Here is a 19,164-nt window from a genome sequence, read left to right on the forward strand (position 1 = left end):
CATGGCAGACGATCCCTCCAAGAGCCCTGCCCTGACCCATATCGACCAGCGCGGCGAAGCGCGCATGGTGGACGTGTCGGAGAAGCCGGCAACCGAGCGAATCGCGGTCGCTGAAGGCCGTGTCGTCATGAGCCATGCGACCTTGGAGTTGATCGTGTCCGGCAACGCCAAGAAGGGCGATGTGCTCGGCACTGCTCGCATTGCAGGCATCATGGCCGCCAAGCGAACTTCGGAGCTGATCCCGCTCTGCCATCCGCTGATGCTGTCGAAGGTCACGGTCGACATCACTCCGGATGCGCAGCTGCCCGGTTGCAAGGTTCAGGCAACCGTCAAGGTTACCGGGCCGACTGGAGTCGAGATGGAAGCGCTGACCGCCGTCTCGGTCGCCTGCCTCACCATTTACGACATGATCAAAGCCGCCGAACGCGGCGTGCGGATCGAGGGCATCCATCTGGTCGAGAAGATCGGCGGCAAGTCCGGCCATTATCGCGCGTAGGATCTAAGAGCATCCAATCAAATTAAGCATCGGTTAACCGAACTTCCTAACCTCACATCCATGGTGAACTGGAACCGTGGTGGGTGAAGGGGGAGCGTCCCGGGACAATCTGTCCAGGCGACGCCGCGCGAGACGTTCAGGACCGATGACGACGAAGATCAGTTCAGCGCTAGGAGCACGGGCTTCCACAGGCCGTAGCGGCCCGATCCTGTGGCTCATTGCGGGTGGGTTGATGCTGATCGTTGCCATCGCGATCGGCACGACCATCATGGCCGACAGCTTCCGCCAACGTGCGTTGAACGGCGCGAGGCGCGAGCTGCAGAACACCGTGCTTCTGCTCGCGCGCCACTTCGACCAGCAGCTCGACGACCTCGTCGCTGTCGAGCGCGACCTCGCCGGCTACGTTCGCGACAATCGGCTGACCACGCGCGCGCTCTTCAACGAGCGGATGGGAAGCGCCGAAGTTCACGCGATGATCGTGGCCAAGGTCAGCGCTTTGTCCTACGTCGGCAGCCTGAACATCTTCGATGCCGAGGGGGAACTGATCAATTCCACCGCGTCCTGGCCCCTCTCGTCCGTGAACGTTGCAGACCGGAGCTACTTCACGCGCTTCCGTACCGATCCGACCTCGCCGCAGATCCTGATCGAGCCTGCCGTCAGCCGCATCACCGGTATCGTTACCACCATCGTCGCGATGAAGGTGACGGGAGCCAAAGGCGAATTTCTCGGCGTCATCGCGCGTGGCCTCGAGCCGATCAATATCGAGCGGTTCTTTGCATCGGTTGCACTAGGCCCTGAAGGGTCGATCTCGATGATGCACCGCGACGGCACGCTGCTCGCACGCTATCCCCGCCACAATGGTGTGATCGGCCAGAACTATCGCGAGACGCCGATCTTCCGCCAGATCCTCGCTGGTGACGGCAATACGACGGCAATTTTTGACAGTCCCGTCGATAGCGTGCACAGGATCGGCGCGGCGCATCGCTTAACGAGCTACCCGTTGATCGTGACGGCCACGACGACCGTGTCTTCGGCGCTCGTCGATTGGCACGAACAAATGCGGTTCCTGATCGCGGTGGGCACGACATCGGTCCTGCTGATCGCGGCCATGCTCTACATCGTGGTGCGAAGGCTCCTTTGCGACCACCAGACCTCGCAGCAGCGATTGACCCTGGAGAAGCTGCGGCTTGACAAGGCCGTCAACAACATGACGCAGGGGCTGCTGATGTTCGATGCCAATGAGCGTCTCGTCATATGCAATCAGCGCTATATCGACATGTACGGCCTCTCCCGTGACATCGTGAAGCCCGGATGCAGCTTTCGCGAGCTGATCGCGCACCGCAAGGCCGCCGGCTCGCTCGCCGGCGATGAAACGGCATACGCGACCGCGGTGCTGCGCGATATCGGACGCAAAAAGATCAAGGTCATCGAAACACCCGACGCACGCTCGATTCAGATCGTCGACGAGCAGCTCGCCGGCGGTGGCTGGCTTTCGACTCATGAGGACATCACCGAGCGGCGCCGCGCCGAGCGGCAGATTACGCATCTCGCCCATTACGACGCATTGACCGACCTGCCGAACCGCGCCCTCTTCCATGAACGTTTGAAGCAGGAGTTGGCTACGCTCGCACCAGGACAACAACTCGCGCTGCACTACATAGACATCGACGAATTCAAGGGCATCAACGACTCGCTTGGCCACCTGATCGGCGACGAACTGCTGAAATCGGTCGCGGCGAGTCTCGAGCGAGCGGTCGGCGAAGCCGGGCTCGTCGCCCGCCTCGGCGGTGACGAGTTTGCGATCGTGCAGACCGCAATCGCTGGGCCGGAGAACGTGGTTCGGCTGGTCGAGACCGTGCTGGAGGCCATCCGGGCGCCGCGCGACTGCCTGGGTCATCAGCTGACGGCCGATGCCTCGATCGGCGTGGCGCTCGTGCCCGAGCACGGTACCGAGCTCGACGAGATCCTGAAGAATGCCGATCTCGCGATGTATGCTGCGAAGGCCGCCGGCCGCCGCACCTATCGCTTCTTCGAGCCCGAGATGGATGCGCAGGTCAAGGCCCGCCACCAGCTTGAGGTGGATCTGCGCCAGGCGATTGCCGACGGCGCGCTGGAGGTCCATTACCAGCCCTGCCTGAGCCTCGCGAACGATCGGATTACCGGCTGCGAAGCCCTGGTGCGGTGGAAACACCCGGATCGGGGGGCGATCTCGCCGGGCGAGTTCATCCCGATCGCCGAGGACACCGGACTGATCAACCAGCTCGGCGAATGGGTGCTCGACGTCGCCTGCACCGAGGCTGCCACCTGGCCCGACGACATCAGGCTCGCCGTCAACGTCTCTCCCGTGCAGTTCAAGAGCGGCACCCTCGCACTGAAGATCGCCAATGCGCTCGCGACTTCCGGGCTGCCGCCGCATCGGCTGGAGATCGAAATCACCGAGGCCGTGCTGATCCGCGACGACGAAGCGGCACTGGCAATTCTGCATCAGCTCCGGGCCGTCGGCGTGCGGATCGCGCTCGACGATTTCGGCACTGGATATTCGTCGTTGAGCTATCTGCAGCGTTTCCCGTTCGACAAGATCAAGATCGATCGCAGCTTCGTCAGCGACGTGAGCGATTCTCACGGATCGGCGTGCATCGTGCAGGCCGTCGTCAACATCGCCGCCGTTCGGGCGATGACGACGACCGCGGAAGGAGTCGAAACCGATGCACAACGGCAGGCGCTGCGTGCACTCGGCTGTTCGGAGATGCAGGGCTATTTGTTCAGTGCGGCCAAGACCGCCGTCGAACTGCGCAAACTGTTTGCCTCCTATCACCCCGCACAGCTGCGGGCCCAACCGCAGACCCAGCGCCGGTTCGCGAGCGCTGAGTGACGCTCCGGGCCTGAGCGGGAACAATCCCTAAATACCGCTACAATTTGAACCGACTGCGCAGCAACAATTCAAACCTTGTCTTTCAAATCTCGGCGCCAGCCGCTTGCGGCGGTGCGAAAGTCAATGGATGATCGAAACAGTCAGACACAAACCTGACTATCAACGCCGTACACGTTGGTTGGAACCGCGACGGGACGGCCCTCCAAGGCCGCCCCGTCGGGGTATGAACGTGAAGCATCCGTTTATTAATTCGGCACCGCGTTCTTGGCATGGACATCGGCATTGACGGTGCCGCCGCGCAGCAGATTGTAGGCTGCGTGCAGCGCCTTGTCGTCCTTCTCGTCCGGCGGCACGTAGGACTGCGACCCGGTCTGCTCATTGCCGTCACCCGACAGGTGACCGCGCATCGAGGCCTCGCCCTTAATGTCGGCCCGATCCTTCAGGTCATCAGGCACGTCCTGTTTCACCTCGACGTCCGGCGCGATGCCCTGCGCCTGGATCGAGCGGCCTGACGGCGTGTAATAACGCGCCGTGGTCAGCGCCAGCGCACCATTGCCGGCACCGAGCGGGATGATGGTCTGCACCGAGCCTTTGCCGAACGACCGCGTCCCGATCAGGGTGGCCCGCTGATGATCGTGCAGCGCGCCCGCCACGATCTCGGAAGCCGACGCCGAGCCGCCATTGATCAACACGACCAGCGGCTTGCCCTTGGCCAGATCGCCACCCCGCGCAGTGAAGCGCTGAGTTTCCTCCGGATTGCGGCCGCGAGTCGAAACCACCTCGCCCCGGGGCAGGAAGGTGCTCGACACCGACACGGCCTGGTCCAACAGTCCACCGGGATTGTTGCGGAGATCGACCACATAGCCGGCGAGCTTGTCCTGCGGAATGTCCTTGGAGATGCTGGCGATCGCCTTGCGTAGGCCGTCGGTGGTCTGCTCGTTGAACGAGGTGATGCGGATATAGCCGATGTCGCCGCCGTCGGTGTGATAACGCACCGGACGCACGCGAATGACCTCGCGGGTGATCGCGACGTCGAACGGCGCGTCCTTGCCCTTGCGCAGGATAGTGAGCTTGGTCTTGGTGTCGGCTGCGCCCTTCATCTTCGCGACCGCCTGCTCCAGGGTCAGGCCCTGGACGGCTTCGCCATCGATCTTGGCGATGAGGTCACCCGAAAGAATGCCGGCCTTGGCGGCGGGTGTGTCGTCGATCGGCGCGACGACCTTGACCAGGCCGTCCTCCATCGTGACCTCGATGCCGAGCCCTCCGAACTCGCCGGAGGTGGTCTCCTGCATTTCGCGCCAAGCCTTGTCGTTCATGTAGCGCGAATGCGGATCGAGCGAGGTGACCATGCCATTGATGGCCCCCTCGATCAGCGCCTCGTCACTTGGCCTCTCGACATAGTCGGCCCGGACGCGCTCGAAGACGGCGCCGAACAGGTTGAGCTGCGAATAGGTGTCGCCAACACCGGCGGCCGCCCTGGCGCGTGCAATCAGATGCTCGCCCTCGGGGCCCGTTACGAGCAAAGTAAGGCAGACGCCAGTCAGCGAACCCGCCAGGAACAACCAATTCTTCCGCATGTGCTTTCTGCTTCCCGAGCTCGTTGGGTGCCCCGATGAATGAGATACGCCCCTCAAGAACCGAGCGCCAGCCTGATCGAAACCGAAAGCTCACAACAGATTTCTGGTTTCTTCAAGGCCCGTGCCGCGCCGTCGAAATCCCCGTGACCCAAAATGCCGGGGGGCGAGATGGCATCGGCCACGGCCGCACCCCGGAGATGGAGATTCGCCGCCTATGTTCAAGGTAGCTTCCATAGTCGACTCCAATTATCAAGAATTCCGCTGCGCGCCGCAATCACATCTGCCTGACCTGTCGGGAATGGGCGGCTGATTCGGCCGTTCCCGGGGCTTTGCGATTGGGGATGGCGCCGGCGGGCGAGACGGGATAGCCGGTGAATAAGAACAACGATCGTCGAGGGAACGCCATGAATGAACAGAGCCCGGTCGGGACCGGATGGAGGAACATCGAGCTCGGCGCCAGCGAGGAGACGTTCCAGAACCTGCACGAGTTCATTCGCAAGGCCAGGGCCCAACTGAACCAGAATGCCTGGGACTATATCGTCGGCGGCGCCGAGACCGAGACCACGTTGCGGCGAAATCGCATGGCCCTCGACGAGATCGCGTTCCGGCCGCGCGTACTGCGTGACGTCTCGCGCGTCGATGCGGCGGCCGAGGTGTTCGGTCGCCGGCTCCGCCTGCCCGTCGTGCTGGCGCCGGTCGGCGCGCTCGAGATCTTCGATCCCCAGGGTGCGGCGAGCGTGGCGCGCGGGGCCGGACGCTTCGGCGCGGCGCACATGCTCAGTTCGGTATCCGAGCCCGGGCTCGAGAAGGTCGCCGAGGCGGCGCCGGATGCGTTGCGCATCTTCCAACTCTATGTGCGCGGCGACGATGCCTTCGTGGAGGACTATGTCAGCCGTGCGATCGCAAGCCACTACACGGCATTCTGCCTGACAGTCGACACCGCCCATTATAGCCGGCGCGAACGCGACATCGCCAAACGCTACGTCCGCGAGAGCCGGCTGCGCGCCACCGGCGGCGAGCATCAGAAGGCGCTCAGCTGGCACACCGTGAAGCTGATCAAGGACAAGTTCCGGATCCCGCTGATCATCAAGGGCATCGCGACCGCCGAGGATGCCGCCATCGCGGTCGACCACGGCGTCGACTGGATCTATGTCTCCAACCATGGCGGCCGGCAGCTCGACCACGGCCGCGGCGCCATGCATGTGCTGCCGGAAGTAGTGCAGGCCGTGAAGGGCCGCGCGAAAATCATCGTCGATGGAGGCTTCTGCCGGGGCAGCGACATCGTCAAGGCGATCGCCTCCGGCGCCGACCTGGTCGGCATCGGGCGCCTGCAATGCTGGGCGCTGGCAGCCGCGGGCGAGGCCGGCATCGAACGGATGCTGGAGCTTCTGGAAGACGAGGTGATCCGCACCCTCGGCCTGCTCGGCGTCACCTCCTTTGCCGAGCTCGACGGCTCCTATCTCCATCCGGCCACCGCCGCCAACCCTCCGAGCGTGTTGAGCGCCTTTCCGCTGGTCGATATCGAGCCGTATCGCTATTAGGGATCGCACAGAGCCGACGGAACGATCGAGAGGTCGATAGCGCCCATCATGCCCCTGCCCCACCTCTCCCCAGACGGCGCCGATGCGCTGCTGTTCGATCTCGGCCGCGTCCTGATCGATATCGATTTCGCCAAGGCGATGGCCTGCTGGGCGGGCCATGCCGGCTGCGCACCGGACCAGATCGTTGCGCGCTTCGTGCATGACGAGACCTATCATCATCACGAGCGCGGGCAGGTCAGCGACGCCGCGTTCTTCGCCAATCTGCGCGACCTGCTCGGCATTTCCATCACCGATGCGCAGTTTCTGGAGGGCTGGAACGCGATCTTCGTCGGCGAGGTACCGGGCATCGCGCCGCTGCTCGTGCGCGCCTCCGCGAAGCTGCCGCTCTATGTGTTCTCCAACACCAACCGGCCGCATGTGGAGCATTTCTCGCCGCGCTATGCCGAGCTGCTGAGCCATTTCCGCGAGATCTTCCTGTCGTCGTCGATCGGCCTGCGCAAGCCCGATCCGGAAGCGTTCGACCACGTGGTGCAGGCGATCGGCGTGCCGGCCAGGCGCATCGTGTTCTTCGATGATCTCGCGGAGAACGTCGAAGGTGCGCGGGCGCGTGGTCTGCAGGCGGTGCAGGTGCGTTCGTCCGACGATGTCGCCGCGGCGCTCGATGCGCTCGGGATTTAGCTTCGGTCCCATTCGCCGGCTCGTTGGTTCCCCGCTCCCACGCGCTCCGCTGTCTTCGCCCGGCTTGACCGGGCGATCCGGTATCCAGAAATGCCCATGTTCAAGCAGAGAAGCCGCGGTGTACTGGATTGCCCGCCTTCGCGGGCCATGACGACCGAGCCATACAAACGAGACGTACAAAATCCTTCTCGCAACGCATTCGCGCCCGAGTCCCGCCTGTTAGTTCGTCCCTCCTGAAACGAAGGGCGCAGGGAATGCCGGGTGCTGGCCGCAACCCATGGCCCGCCTGCAACAAAGAAAGCAGGCGGCAGTCACCACAGGTACAGCCGGTCACCGGCATTCCCTGCGCGATGGTCTTAACGCTTATACGCGCTCTCCTCGGTGCACCGGGCTTTCTGGCCACCGTGCGCGACAAAGCGCTCGCGCGCTTTGCGCGGGATACCAGCGTCGGGGTATCAGGACCACGCGACTTCACGTCCGAAAAACACCGTTCGTCCGCACTCAGAGAATGCTTCCGATGTTTTGCGGCCACCGCCTCCCCGCCTCGCGTGTCGTGACGATCGCGCGCAACGCCCCTCCGTGGTGAGGCGGGATATCGACAGACAACCATAATTTCCGAAAAAGCGAAATCAAAATCTTTTTCGCAACGGGACTGGACAGGCCGAGTCGCGTTGAATTCGCTGGCGAAATTCGTGTTTCGGCGCAGATCAAGCTCGCAGTTTCAGATGTCCCGCAATTCTTCGGACAACTGCGCTCCTCGTCTCGAGCAGGACGATGCTTCGCATCGCCAGGGGCGCTCATCGGAACCTCGATCTCGATTCCTAAGCCGATCCGACCGACGCAAAGGCTACTCGCAGGGCGCTTCGCCCGTGAAGGATCAGGCCGTTTCAGGGACGGACTGCGGCGGGCTGGAGCTTGACCGCGGCAGCGCCGGCGCGATCTGGGTATCGCCGTCGCAATGCACGGCATAGAGCAGGCCGAGCGGGTTGCCGTGCTGCTTGAGAAACTCCTGCCTGAGCCCGAGGAAGACTTCGCCGAGCGGCTCGCCGTCGAGGAAGCGCTCGAAGAAGCGCTTTGCCCAGGCCGTCGCAAACAGCGCCGGCGTTTTGCACTCGGTACCAATGACGCCGCGTGCCCCCTTCGCCATGAAATAGGGCACGAAGCCATCGTAGAACGCCGGCGACAACTCCGCGGATTCACAGGCATTGATGAACACCAGCGGCTTGCCGCGAAGCAGCTTGCTCGTGGGAGCGTCGAGATTCAGATCACCCAACGTGATCCGCTTATCATCGGTGAGCACGAGGCAAGAGCTGTCGGGGCCGCCAGGGTCATTGAGCCCAGTCGACTGGGCGTGACAGTAGAAATAAAGGATCTGGTCGTCCGTGTTCTCGTTCGCGAGCGCGTGGACGAGTTCGGCGCTCGTGGTGCGCGGTGTCACCCGCACGCTGCCGCGCTCTGTTCTTGCGCTGTCCCAGAACCGATGCTGCTGCGCGACGAAATCGGCGTGCATCTGCCTGTCGATATCGTCGTTCATGTTGATGCTGACGCTGAGCTCCGGCTGATCGCTGGGAATCAGGCAATCGAACACGAGCGGCGTGACCTGCATCGGAATCTGCTCGATGACGTGGCGCATGCCGATGAAATTATCCCAGTCGAGTTGCGCGCCGGTGGCAACATCGCCCACATAGAGCAGCCCCCAGGGGATCGAGGTCGCATCGGCCATCACCTGCAGCGTCAGCTGCCGTTTTCGATCGCTCACCAGGCTGCGCAGGAAGTTGCCGACGACTTTGGAGTCTTCTCCAGCGCCCGGGCCGTAGAACAGCTTCTGGAACAACGCCGCGCCGGCACGTGCCATGATCTTCAGCGCCGCGTCGCGATCGGCCGCGGGGATATCGATCCCGGTCTGGAATACCGGAGTTCCAGCGGCGTTCGTGTAGGTCACCACCTTCATCAGCTCTTGCCGCGCCGTCTCGATCGCCTTGGCGAGATAGTCCGCCGAAAGCGGCAGCCGCGCGCGGCCTCCGACCGGTTTCCAGACTAGGCACTCGTAGCCACCGACTGTCGGGGTGATCGACAGCCCGACGTCGCGCGGCTTCAGCACGTTGGCGGACGCATAGGGCCGGCCATGGGCATCCTTGATCTTCGGCGGCGATACGCTCTGGCCGACATTGATGGTCAGGTCGATCTGCTGGACGAAGTTGCCGTCCTTGTGAATCGTCGCCTTCAGCGCCGAGGGGCCGAGATGCCGGGGCAAAATGTCGAACCGCGCCTTGCGGGACTTCCCTTGTCGCGGCAGCGTGAGCCGCTTGCTCTGCTGATCGGCGGGGATCTCGAAGTCCGGGCTGTCGAGCTTGATGGTGAGCACCACCTCCTTGGTGCCTTCCGGAAACAGTTGCTGCTCGGCCAACGGCACCGCAGACGCATCGCGCGGTACAATGTCGACGTCGAAGGCGAAGCTGTACCATTGCCCGGGCTGCAGCGGTGCGTCGAGATCTTCGAAACCGGCATTGACCCAGCGCTGCTGGCCCGGAGGAGCGGCCTTGACCTCCTCCGTCGTCGCGGGAGCGCCGACGTCGTTCTCGATGGAGAAGCTGCCGCTTGTGGATTCGAGGATGTCTTGGATGCCCTTGATCTCGGCCGGACTGGCCGTGAAATTCTTGAAGATGCCTCCTCCGCGCGTGAAATGCTCGGGCTCTAGCGGCCTGGGTGCCGCCACCTGCACCTGCTCCGCCGGCCCTGGCCAGAAGCGGCCTTCAGACCCCCCTTCTTGCTGCTGTTGTTGCTGCTGCTGTTGCTGCTGGCCCTGCGCGTGCTCGAGACCGAGCAGCCCTCCTCCGCCCGCATGCGTCTGCGAGGACACCGTCTGTCCAGCGAGCACCGCCGCCCAGAACAGATGCGCGACCTCCAGATGCGCGATATCGCTATGCGCGCCGGAGAGACCGCCACCATTCTTGATGATCCGGCTCGCCTCGATATTGTAGACGCGTCCCCCCTCGAAATTGTAGGCGAAAGCTGGCGATTGGACCGGCCGATCCGTCGTCAGGGCCGCCTTGGTGCCTCTCATCCCGAACGTGCCGAGGCCGCCATAGGCCGGATATTCCATATCCAGCACGAGTTGGTTCCGCGCCCGCGCGCCGAGCGGATAGAAGAATCCGACCGCCCTGTCATGTTCTGAGCGCGTCGTCACGATCGGGCCGCGCACCAGATCGTTCTGCATGATCCGGCGGAAATAACCCGGCGCATTCTGCGCGGCAGGAACGGCGTCGGCGAACGACCAGAGCGACAGCGCGCCCTGCACCAGGAACAGCGAGTCAACCGGACGGGACAGCGCACCCGCACCGGGCGGTCCGGCGACTGCCGCCGAGACCACGATACAGCCGAAACTATGCCCCATCAGGTGGACGCGCGCCGCCGGTGCGGCGAGCTGCAGCTGCTCCAGGAATGCGTGGGCGCCGCCTTCGCCAAACGCGCGTGCGCGGTCCTTCATCTTCCAGAACGACAGCACGCGGAGCGGCGCCAGCAGAGCATCGCGCAAGCTCTCTCCGACGCCGAGCAGGCCCGCGGCCGTTTCGGCGTTGAGCTCCGCAGCCTCGGCGTGCGCCTCGGCGACGATGGCGGCAGGATCGAAGGCCACCTGGTCGGAGCCCGGAGCGGCGCTCGCGTCGCCGGTCACCAGTCCGGACTCCGCGAAAACAGTCGTATAGGCGTCGCCGAGGGCTGGCGGCAGCGTTGTTGCGCCGAGGTCGGCGCGGGAGGCTTGCAGGATCGAGCGGATCGCGTCGCGCGCGGCTGGCGTGTCCGCGATGCGGGTGGCGTAGAACTCGGTCAGCGCCTCGATCGATGCGCCGGGCTCGCCCTCCCCCAGAAGCATGCCTGCGCCGCCCTGGATCGTCTCGTCCCCGAACGGAAGACTCGGCCAGTGCAGGCCGATGATCAGCGGCTGAAAGCCCGGGCGTTGCGCCAAAACGGCGGTGCGATCCGCTTGATGCGCAGCCACCGCGCCAAGCCATTTGTCGTATTGATCGATCGCGGCGGGGACATCGCCCATCCAGCCGTGGCTCATCATGAACACGTCGGTGATCTGAGCGGCCGGGTCCTTGACGCGCTTCAACACCACATCGCTCAGAAGCGTGCCGTCGGGTTCAGGCCGCTCCCGTCCGCTCTCATCGAAGATGATCAGGCAATATTGCAGGTCCGTGCGGGGAATCTGACGGATGGGCATGGCCGGCTCGGAATTTTGGAGTGGAAATTATTCAAAACAAAAGGCTAAAGGAATTGCCCGAGGTAAATAGTTGCCAAGAATTATACATTCGCATTTTGCGTGTGTTGTAGTGCGCCGGTCCAGTGGTGTCAACGCGACGGCAGGCAGGTTGTCAGTGGCCGATCTACAAGGCGCGCTCGGGCGCGCGCCGGTGTTGCATCGGCGGATTCAATCGGTCCTACTGCAGCTCTGGTGCGGACCGGCGGAGGTGGCGTGCCAGACCGAGGTAAGAGGTGCGTGGATCCACACAGGCATCGTGCCTATCAGTCGTGCTCCACGCTGATCTGAGATTCGGCCGCCAAACCGGCCAGCGACTCCGCCACGGAGTGACGGAGCTCTTCGTCGGACGTATCGGCGGCCTTCCAGATCACGATCCGGGGGGCTTCGCTCCGACCGCTCCAGACCAAGCTGTATTTTCGGACGACCCACCCGTTTTGAGAGAGTCAAGCGCCTCGGTGAGAGCGTCATTGACAGTGTTAGTCATGATCGCCTCCCAACGGTCAAACATCGTCTCACGAATGTCCGCACGCGACCCGCGGCACACAAGGCGGCCGATACCGCCCGGCGCCTGGCCAAACGTTCACGCGCCGGCTGATGAAACGTGACACGGTCAGCGCGCACGCTGCACGCCGGCGACGTACCGTCGCCACCGCAATGTCCGTTGCGCCGACGTTGATCCGGCCATTCGCGGCCGCGCCAACGTCACGATGAGAGCGGTCCTGCGACCGCGTTCAGCGGCTCGTCGTAATCCGCGACGGCGTCTGGGTCATCCAGATTTCCACCGCCGCGAGGATCGCCACCAGCGCACCGATGACCACATGGACCGCCATGGCTGTCCGGTTCCCTTCGAATCCGAGTACCCACGGGGAAACCAGAACCCACAAGCCGACGATGAGGTTGAGCCACTCTTCCCAGACCGCAAAAGCGGCGAGGGCGGCAATCGCCAGGACTGCGATCACGATGCCGGAGATGACTGCATTCTGGGACAGGTGTCCGGCCTCAAAGCCGAAGATCCAGGGTGAGAACAGGAGGATTGCGCCAAGGATCAGGTTGGCGACGTCGCACAGCTTTGCGTTCAATCTATCCATCATTGCCTCCATCAGGGAGCAACCTACGCGTGTTAACTGAGCAACAGTCCTACGGTTCCGCTGCAACTCCCCAATTCCGCCGGGACGGCTCCAATTCCAGTGTCCGGACGGACGGGACGTCCCTTACGAGGGGCACACAATAGGCCTGCACGATGCCTGCACGCCTGCCACAGTGCCGGTGCGCACCTCCCGGAACAGCGGGCAGCCCAGCGGAGATGCCGGTGGGGAACATGGCCGCGACGGCGGGCGGAATCCTCGTTCCGCGTGCTGCAAGGTCAATCCGCGGCGGCTTCGCCGTCGCGTCCTTCAGCTTGTCCCTTCGGCGTTGCCGCCTCCGGCCACCAGCATGCGTCGCAACCTGTTCAATCGCTGCTGCCCGTCGGCATTCAGCTTGCCGGCCGCAGCGACGCAGGCCTCCAGCACATCGAGACAGGCGCGCCGTCCCTCGGACCCCGGCGGCGGCAACAACCCTGGCAAGGCATCGATCGCGGCGCGCTCATCGACGGCCAGGATCGCCCATTGCTCACGCAGCGCAGCCTTGAACTCCGCTGGCGGCACCTCCGGGTGCGCGAGCAGCAATTGGCGCAAGGAAGCGAAGGTCCTCTTATCGATCCGACGCTGTGCCCGGCCGATATAGACCAGCATGCGGGCGACGGCATCGACCACGCTTCCCTTTGCGATCCTGTCCCGCAAGCGTTGCTTCTCGGCCTCCGCAGCCGCAAGAACGAAAGGCGACAGCCCCGGCCGGGGCCGCGGCGGACCATCGTCCTGAGAAACACCACAGGCAGCCTGGACCAGCGGCGAGCCATAGACGGCATGAAAGCTGCGTTCGACATGTTCATCGCGCAGTGCACGGAAGAGATCGAGCGCGTCCACCATGGCCTTCGAGAATTGCCGCTGCATGGCGAGAAACGGATTGTCGGCGGAGATGGCGGTGCGTTCCGCCCTGGCGGACTCGGCGAGCGGCGCGACGATCCGCATCATCGGATTCTTGTCCGAGAAGGCCGAGTAACCAAGTCGCAGCGGATTGAAATCCAAAACCGCGCGCGCGACCTGCGGACCGCTGACCATCCTGATCCAAGGCTGCACAAAGGTCTGATAGAGGGCGTTATTGATCTCCGAGACCCGCGCGGCTGCGGCGAATTCACGCTCGTCCTGCAGCGTGTTGCAACCCAGCGCGCGGATATCATCGAGCCCACGCGTCTCGATCGACAGATCGTAGCCGCCCTCGGCAGCATCGGTGATCACGATCTCGTAGAGACCGGGCGGCATGGTGTCGATCAGCTCCATGTTGTTGATGAACTCGGCATGGTCCTTCGCAGCAACGCTGGTGCCGACGAAAATCGCCAAATGGCCCGCCTTCGCGTCGATCGTGTAGAAAATCCGCTGACCGAATTCCCGGATCTCGTCGACGCTTTGGTAATTGTCGAGAATCCAGTCCAGTGCCTGCTGCGGCGGCGTGATATTGTCCCCGTGCGAACAGAAGCAGACGATCGGGCTCTTCACCTCGCGGATATCGAGGCGGATGCCGTCGCTGGTGACGATCTGACCGGTCGAGAACTTGTTGCCGATGAAGAGATTGTCGACCATCCACTGCATTTCCTCGCCGCGCAGCACGACGAAATCACCCCACCATTTCTCGAACTTCAGATAGCGCTCCGCCTCCTTCTCCGGATCGGCCCAGACCGTGTATTGCTTCGTCCACAGCGTATTCGCCGGGTTGAGATTGTCGAAATTGGCGACCAGCCAGGCCGCATCGAAGATGCCGTTGCCCATGTCGCTGATCATGCGGTCGAGCCAGCTCCCGCCATACCAGCCGCCGAGATAGCGCATGGCATTCTCGCCATGGACTCCCGCCCAGAACGACAGCGGCGCGCCCGCAATCACCATCGGCCCGACCACGTCGGGGCGCATGCAGGCCGCCATCATCGCGTGCCAGCCCGCTTGGCAATTGCCGAACACGAACGGCTTGCCAAGTGCATCGGGATGAAGCTCCGCAACCTTCTCGACGAAGGTGACGAACGCACGCGCAACGTCTTCGATCTGCTGCCCCGGCACCGGCTGTGCCGTAAAGCCTACGAAATAGACCGGATGACCGGCCTTGAACGCCTCGCCAATCTCGCTGATCTGCTTGAAGCCGCCGATCCCCGGCCCCTGCCCGGCCCGCGGATCGATCACGATAACCGGGCGCTTGCGGTCATCGCTCTCGACGCCCTCGGGCGGAATCACGCGCACGAGCCCATAATTGACCGGCCTCGGCAACTCATCACCGCGCATCACCAGTTCGCTGTCGTAGATCAGGACCGAACTCACCTCATGCGCCAGCATCTCCTCGTGCTGGTTACCGCGCTGGCGCAAGATGTCCAAGAACAGGACCGATCGCTCCCAGGCATCACGAATATAGTCGGTGAGATCGTTCGGTGGAACGGACTGCTGCCAGACGCGCTGGTGCTCCTGCAACCGACTCAACGCTGTCGGCGCCGCTTCCCCGATCTGGCTCGATAGTCGTTCGAGCACTCTCGGTGGCCTCAAAAGTCGAAGAGCGCTCGCATCGGCGATGGACTGGGTCACTGCGTTCTCCATTCGAGGCACGCGGCGGGAATCCCCGCAAGGCTCATATCGGCAAGCGCCGGGTCGTGTCGCAGGGCGCCAGACGCCGAACATCCTATTTGCTGGCGCGCCGTCCCCCGTTGACTGAAATCAACAACCGGCTGCGCCCATCTGTCATCGTCCTTGGAGTTCAAAGTGCCGGCGGGCACGTGCTCGCCGCATCCGCGCGGTACGACAAGGATCGATCATGCTTCCACGACGGAATGCTCTTTTATTGTGCAGCCGAGCGATTCCAGTTTGCCTCATGCTGTCAGTTGCAACATCGCTGCTGCAGGGTTGGGACGGAACGGCCCTGATCGCGACAGCTCGCGCCGACGCGTTCTCGCCCAAACCGATCGAAGATGCGCGGAAGGCGGTGGAGACACTGATCAACCGGCTGCATGGCCGCGATATGCCTGACGGCATCGTCAAGACCAATGGCCGCATCGAAGCGACGCAGGTGGACGTGGCCGCGAAATACCCGGGCCGCCTCGCGACGCTGACGGTCGACGAAGGCGATGAGGTCACGGCCGGCCAAGTGGTCGCCACCATCGCATCACCGGAGACCGAGGCTCTGCTCCGTGCTGCCCAGGCGCAGGTGCTCAGGGCCAAGCAGGCACTGGCGGAAGCGATTGCGCTGATCGCGCAGCGCGAGAGCGACCTGTCATTCGCCAGGACCGATTACGACCGCGGCAAGTCCCTGCTGCAAAGCGGCAATATCGCCCAGCAGGTGGTGGATACGCGGCGCAACAGGTTCGAAGCTGCCGAAGCCGCATATCTGGCCGCCAATGCCCAGCGCGATCAGGCGGAGTCATCGATCAAGGCCGCCGAGGCCGACGTCGACCGCTACCAATCGATGCTGGTCGACATGACGCTCGTCTCGCCACGCAGCGGACGCGTGCAATACCGCCTGGCACGCGCCGGCGAGGTGATCGCCTCCGGCCAGCGCGTCCTCACCATTCTCGATCTCAACGACGTCTATATGACGATCTATCTGCCGGCGGCCCAGGCCGGCCGGCTGACCATCGGCGATCAGGCGCGCGTCATCGCCGATCCGATTCCGGAATACGTGATTCCCGCAAGCATCAGCTTCGTCGCGAGCGACGCCCAGTTCACGCCCAAAAGCGTCGAGACGAGCGAGGAACGCGAGAAGCTGATGTTCCGCGTCAAGCTCCAGATCGATCGGAACGTGTTGGACAAGTATCACAAGTCGGTCAAGACCGGCGTGCGCGGGCTCGGCTTCGTGCGTACCGACCCCAAGATCGTCTGGCCGAGCGAGCTCGAGGTCAAGCTGCCGCAATGACCGAGACCATTGTCGCCAAGGTCGCCCACGTCACGCATCGCTACGGCAAGACGTTTGCGCTCGATGAGCTGAGCCTCGACATTCCCGCCCGTTGCATGGCCGGCCTGATCGGGCCCGACGGCGTCGGCAAATCCACCCTGCTCGCCCTCATCGCCGGCGTGCGCAAGATTCAAACCGGCAAGGTCATGGCGCTCGGCGGCGACATGGCCAATGAAGACCACCGCCGCGCGAGTTACGGCCGCATCGCCTATATGCCGCAGGGCCTGGGCCGCAATCTCTATCCGACACTCAGCGTGTTCGACAATATCGACTTCTTCGGCCGCCTGTTCGGCCAAGGCGCCGCCGAGCGCCGCGCGCGCATCGACGAACTGCTGAAAGCGACCGGCCTCGAACCCTTCGCCGACCGGCCATGCGGCAAGCTCTCCGGTGGCATGAAGCAGAAGGCGAGCCTGTGCTGCTCGTTGATGCATGACCCGGACCTGCTGATCCTCGACGAGCCCACCACCGGCGTGGATCCCTTGTCGCGCCGGCGGTTCTGGGAGCTGATCGACTCGATCCGGCTGCGGCGCCCGCAAATGAGCGTGATCGTCGCCACGGCCTACATGGACGAGGCCAGCCGGTTCGATTGGCTCGCCGCGATGGATGAGGGCAAGGTCATCGCGCACGGTACGCCGAAGGAGATCCTCGCCAAGGCCGACAAGACCACGCTCGACGATGCCTTCATTGCCCTGCTGCCGCCGGAAAAGCGCGCGCAGCATCTGGAGGTCATCGTCCGACCGCGCAGCGAAAGCGACGACCTGACCCCAGCCATCGAAGCTATAGATTTGACGCGCCGGTTCGACGATTTCGTCGCGGTCGACCACGTGAACTTTCGCATCGGGCGCGGCGAGATCTTCGGCTTTCTGGGCTCGAATGGCTGCGGCAAGACCACGACGATGAAGATGATGACCGGCCTGCTGCCGGTCACCGAGGGCTCGGCCAAATTGTTCGGCAAGCCGATGGCGGCTGACGACATGGAAGCGCGGCATAATGTCGGTTACATGTCGCAGGCATTCTCGCTCTACAGCGAGCTGACCGTCCGGCAAAACCTCGAGCTCCATGCGCACCTCTACCACCTGCCGTCGAACGAGATCGACGGCAGGCTCAAGGAGCTGCTGGAGCGCTATGAACTCGCGGATGTGGTGGACGCCAAGCCGGAAAGCCTGCCACTCGGCGTCAAGCAGCGACTGCAGCTTGCGGTGGCGGTCCTGCATCGTCCGGCGATGCTGATTCTCGATGAGCCGACGTCGGGCGTCGATCCGGTGGCGCGCGACGCGTTCTGGCGCACGCTGATCGACCTCTCCCGCAACGATGGCGTCACCATCTTTCTCTCGACCCACTTCATGAACGAGGCCGAACGCTGCGACCGTATTTCGCTGATGCATCAAGGGCGGGTGCTTGCGGTTGGCGCGCCGAAGGAGCTGACCAAGGCGCGTGGCAAGGACTCGCTGGAAGATGCTTTCATCTCCTACCTCGAGGAAGCCGCCGAAGGCGAGGAGAGCAACATCGCGCCGACGCCGCAAGCACACGCTGATGCAAGTTCGCCTGCCCCCAGGCCAGGGCAACCGGCCAGGGTCAAGCGATTTGACGCGGGACGGATGTGGGCCTATGCGCGGCGCGAAACGATGGAGCTGATCCGAGATCCGATCCGGCTCGCCTTTGCTTTCGTCGGTCCGCTCGTTCTGATGCTCGCCATGGGCTTCGGCATCACCTTCGATGTCGAGAACCTGAAATATGCAGCCTTCGACCAGGACCAGACGCCGGAAAGCCGCCGGCTGCTCGAAAGCTTCTCCGGTTCACATTACTTCTCCGAACAGCCTCCGGTCAGTTCGTCGGCCGAGCTGGACCAGCGCATGCGGAGCGGCGAACTCGCCGTCGTCGTCGAGATCCCATCCGGCTTCGGCCGCGATTTGGCCGCCCTGCGCGCGCCCGAGGCTGCCTTCTGGATCGACGGCGCCATGCCCTTTCGGGGCGAGACCGCGAAGGGCTATGTCAACGGCCTGCTGCTTCGCTACGCGCAGGAACTCGCGACCGAGCGCCTCGGTCCCAACGCCCTCTCCAGCCCGTATCTCGGAAGCGTGCACATCGAAAATCGCTTCCGCTACAATCAGGCGTTCAAAAGCGTCTTCAGCATGGTTCCGAGCGTCGTCGTGATCATGCTGGTCTTGATCCCGGCGGTCATGGCGACCATCGGTGTCGTCCGCGAAAAGGAAACCGGCTCGATCGCCAATTTCCGCTCGACGCCCGTCAGCAAATTCGAATTCCTGATGGGCAAGCAATTTCCCTACGTGATCGTCGGGATGCTGACCTTCGTCCTGTTGGTGCTGATGGCGCGGATCGTGTTCCACGTGCCGGTCAAAGGATCGTTCGGCGCCCTCGCTCTCGGATCCCTGCTTTATGTCTTCGCGACCTGCGGCTTCGGACAATTCATCTCGAGTTTCACCCGGACCCAGGTCGCAGCGGTGTTCGCGACCACGATCCTCGCCATCATCCCGGTCGTGAATTTCTCGGGTCTGCTCGTCCCGGTCTCATCCCTCACCGGCCAGGGGCGCCTGATCGGGCTGATCTTTCCGGCCGCCTGGTTTCAGCCGATAAGTGTCGGCACCTTCACCAAAGGTCTCAGCTATTCCGATCTCGGCTTCAACATGCTGATCCTCGTGATGTTCGCAGTCGGCTTCTTCGGCGCGGCTCACATCCTGCTGCAGAAACAGGAGAACTGA

At 63.5% G+C, this 19,164-nt stretch carries 10 protein-coding genes; 6 read left to right on the plus strand and 4 right to left on the minus strand.

Going from position 1 to position 19,164, the window contains the following annotated elements; translation table 11 throughout:
• Position 1: 1 nt before the first annotated feature.
• Together moaC and QX071_RS19085 are read left to right on the plus strand one after the other, a co-directional pair.
• Complete coding sequence (gene moaC, locus QX071_RS19080; protein WP_315704172.1) at positions 2-496, plus strand: cyclic pyranopterin monophosphate synthase MoaC; 495 nt, start codon at positions 2-4, stop codon at positions 494-496.
• 145 nt (positions 497-641) lie between these two features.
• Positions 642-3,368 carry an EAL domain-containing protein gene (locus QX071_RS19085; RefSeq protein ID WP_315704173.1) on the plus strand — a complete coding sequence of 909 codons (2,727 nt, stop codon included), beginning with the start codon at positions 642-644 and terminating at the stop codon, positions 3,366-3,368.
• A 245-nt stretch (positions 3,369-3,613) separates the two neighbouring features.
• On the opposite strand, the gene QX071_RS19090 is transcribed toward QX071_RS19085, so the two are convergent.
• Positions 3,614-4,945, minus strand: a complete 1,332-nt coding sequence (locus tag QX071_RS19090; RefSeq protein WP_315704174.1) for a S41 family peptidase — start codon at positions 4,943-4,945, stop codon at positions 3,614-3,616.
• Positions 4,946-5,349: 404 nt separating this feature from the next.
• Here QX071_RS19090 and QX071_RS19095 point away from each other — a divergent pair, with 404 nt between their 5' ends.
• A complete protein-coding gene (locus QX071_RS19095) occupies positions 5,350-6,486 on the plus strand; it encodes an alpha-hydroxy acid oxidase (protein ID WP_315704175.1) in 1,137 nt (378 codons plus the stop codon).
• A gap of 48 nt (positions 6,487-6,534) precedes the next feature.
• On the plus strand, positions 6,535-7,164 hold the full coding sequence (locus QX071_RS19100; RefSeq protein ID WP_315704176.1) for an HAD-IA family hydrolase: 630 nt from the start codon (positions 6,535-6,537) through the stop codon (positions 7,162-7,164).
• An 877-nt stretch (positions 7,165-8,041) separates the two neighbouring features.
• Here QX071_RS19100 and QX071_RS19105 read toward each other — a convergent pair.
• The 3 genes from QX071_RS19105 to QX071_RS19115 form a co-directional block, all read right to left on the minus strand.
• Positions 8,042-11,386 carry a CHAT domain-containing protein gene (locus QX071_RS19105; RefSeq protein WP_315704177.1) on the minus strand — a complete coding sequence of 1,115 codons (3,345 nt, stop codon included), beginning with the start codon at positions 11,384-11,386 and terminating at the stop codon, positions 8,042-8,044.
• 770 nt (positions 11,387-12,156) lie between these two features.
• Entirely contained in the window at positions 12,157-12,513 is a 357-nt protein-coding gene (locus QX071_RS19110; protein ID WP_409977502.1) for an SPW repeat protein, read from the minus strand.
• A gap of 306 nt (positions 12,514-12,819) precedes the next feature.
• Positions 12,820-15,084 carry a DUF3141 domain-containing protein gene (locus QX071_RS19115; protein WP_315704178.1) on the minus strand — a complete coding sequence of 755 codons (2,265 nt, stop codon included), beginning with the start codon at positions 15,082-15,084 and terminating at the stop codon, positions 12,820-12,822.
• Between the two features lie 283 nt (positions 15,085-15,367).
• Between QX071_RS19115 and QX071_RS19120 the strand changes: the two genes are divergently transcribed.
• The gene (locus QX071_RS19120; protein WP_315704179.1) at positions 15,368-16,405 is read left to right on the plus strand and encodes an HlyD family secretion protein; all 1,038 of its coding nucleotides are present in this window, start codon (positions 15,368-15,370) and stop codon (positions 16,403-16,405) included.
• Positions 16,402-19,164 carry a ribosome-associated ATPase/putative transporter RbbA gene (gene rbbA / locus QX071_RS19125; RefSeq protein ID WP_315704180.1) on the plus strand — a complete coding sequence of 921 codons (2,763 nt, stop codon included), beginning with the start codon at positions 16,402-16,404 and terminating at the stop codon, positions 19,162-19,164. Before QX071_RS19120 ends, rbbA begins: the two co-directional genes overlap by 4 nt.

It is taken from the genome of Bradyrhizobium sp. SZCCHNS1022 (assembly GCF_032484835.1).
In the GTDB taxonomy this organism is placed as follows: domain Bacteria; phylum Pseudomonadota; class Alphaproteobacteria; order Rhizobiales; family Xanthobacteraceae; genus Bradyrhizobium.

Coding starts and splice junctions, on each gene's coding strand:
- QX071_RS19090 (WP_315704174.1), bottom strand. CDS start 4,945: ATGCGGAAGAATTGGTTGTTCCTGGCGGGTTCGCTGACTGGCGTCTGC.
- QX071_RS19110 (WP_409977502.1), bottom strand. CDS start 12,513: ATGGATAGATTGAACGCAAAGCTGTGCGACGTCGCCAACCTGATCCTT.
- QX071_RS19120 (WP_315704179.1), top strand. CDS start 15,368: ATGCTGTCAGTTGCAACATCGCTGCTGCAGGGTTGGGACGGAACGGCC.
- QX071_RS19105 (WP_315704177.1), bottom strand. CDS start 11,386: ATGCCCATCCGTCAGATTCCCCGCACGGACCTGCAATATTGCCTGATC.
- QX071_RS19095 (WP_315704175.1), top strand. CDS start 5,350: ATGAATGAACAGAGCCCGGTCGGGACCGGATGGAGGAACATCGAGCTC.
- QX071_RS19085 (WP_315704173.1), top strand. CDS start 642: ATGACGACGAAGATCAGTTCAGCGCTAGGAGCACGGGCTTCCACAGGC.
- moaC (WP_315704172.1), top strand. CDS start 2: ATGGCAGACGATCCCTCCAAGAGCCCTGCCCTGACCCATATCGACCAG.
- QX071_RS19100 (WP_315704176.1), top strand. CDS start 6,535: ATGCCCCTGCCCCACCTCTCCCCAGACGGCGCCGATGCGCTGCTGTTC.
- rbbA (WP_315704180.1), top strand. CDS start 16,402: ATGACCGAGACCATTGTCGCCAAGGTCGCCCACGTCACGCATCGCTAC.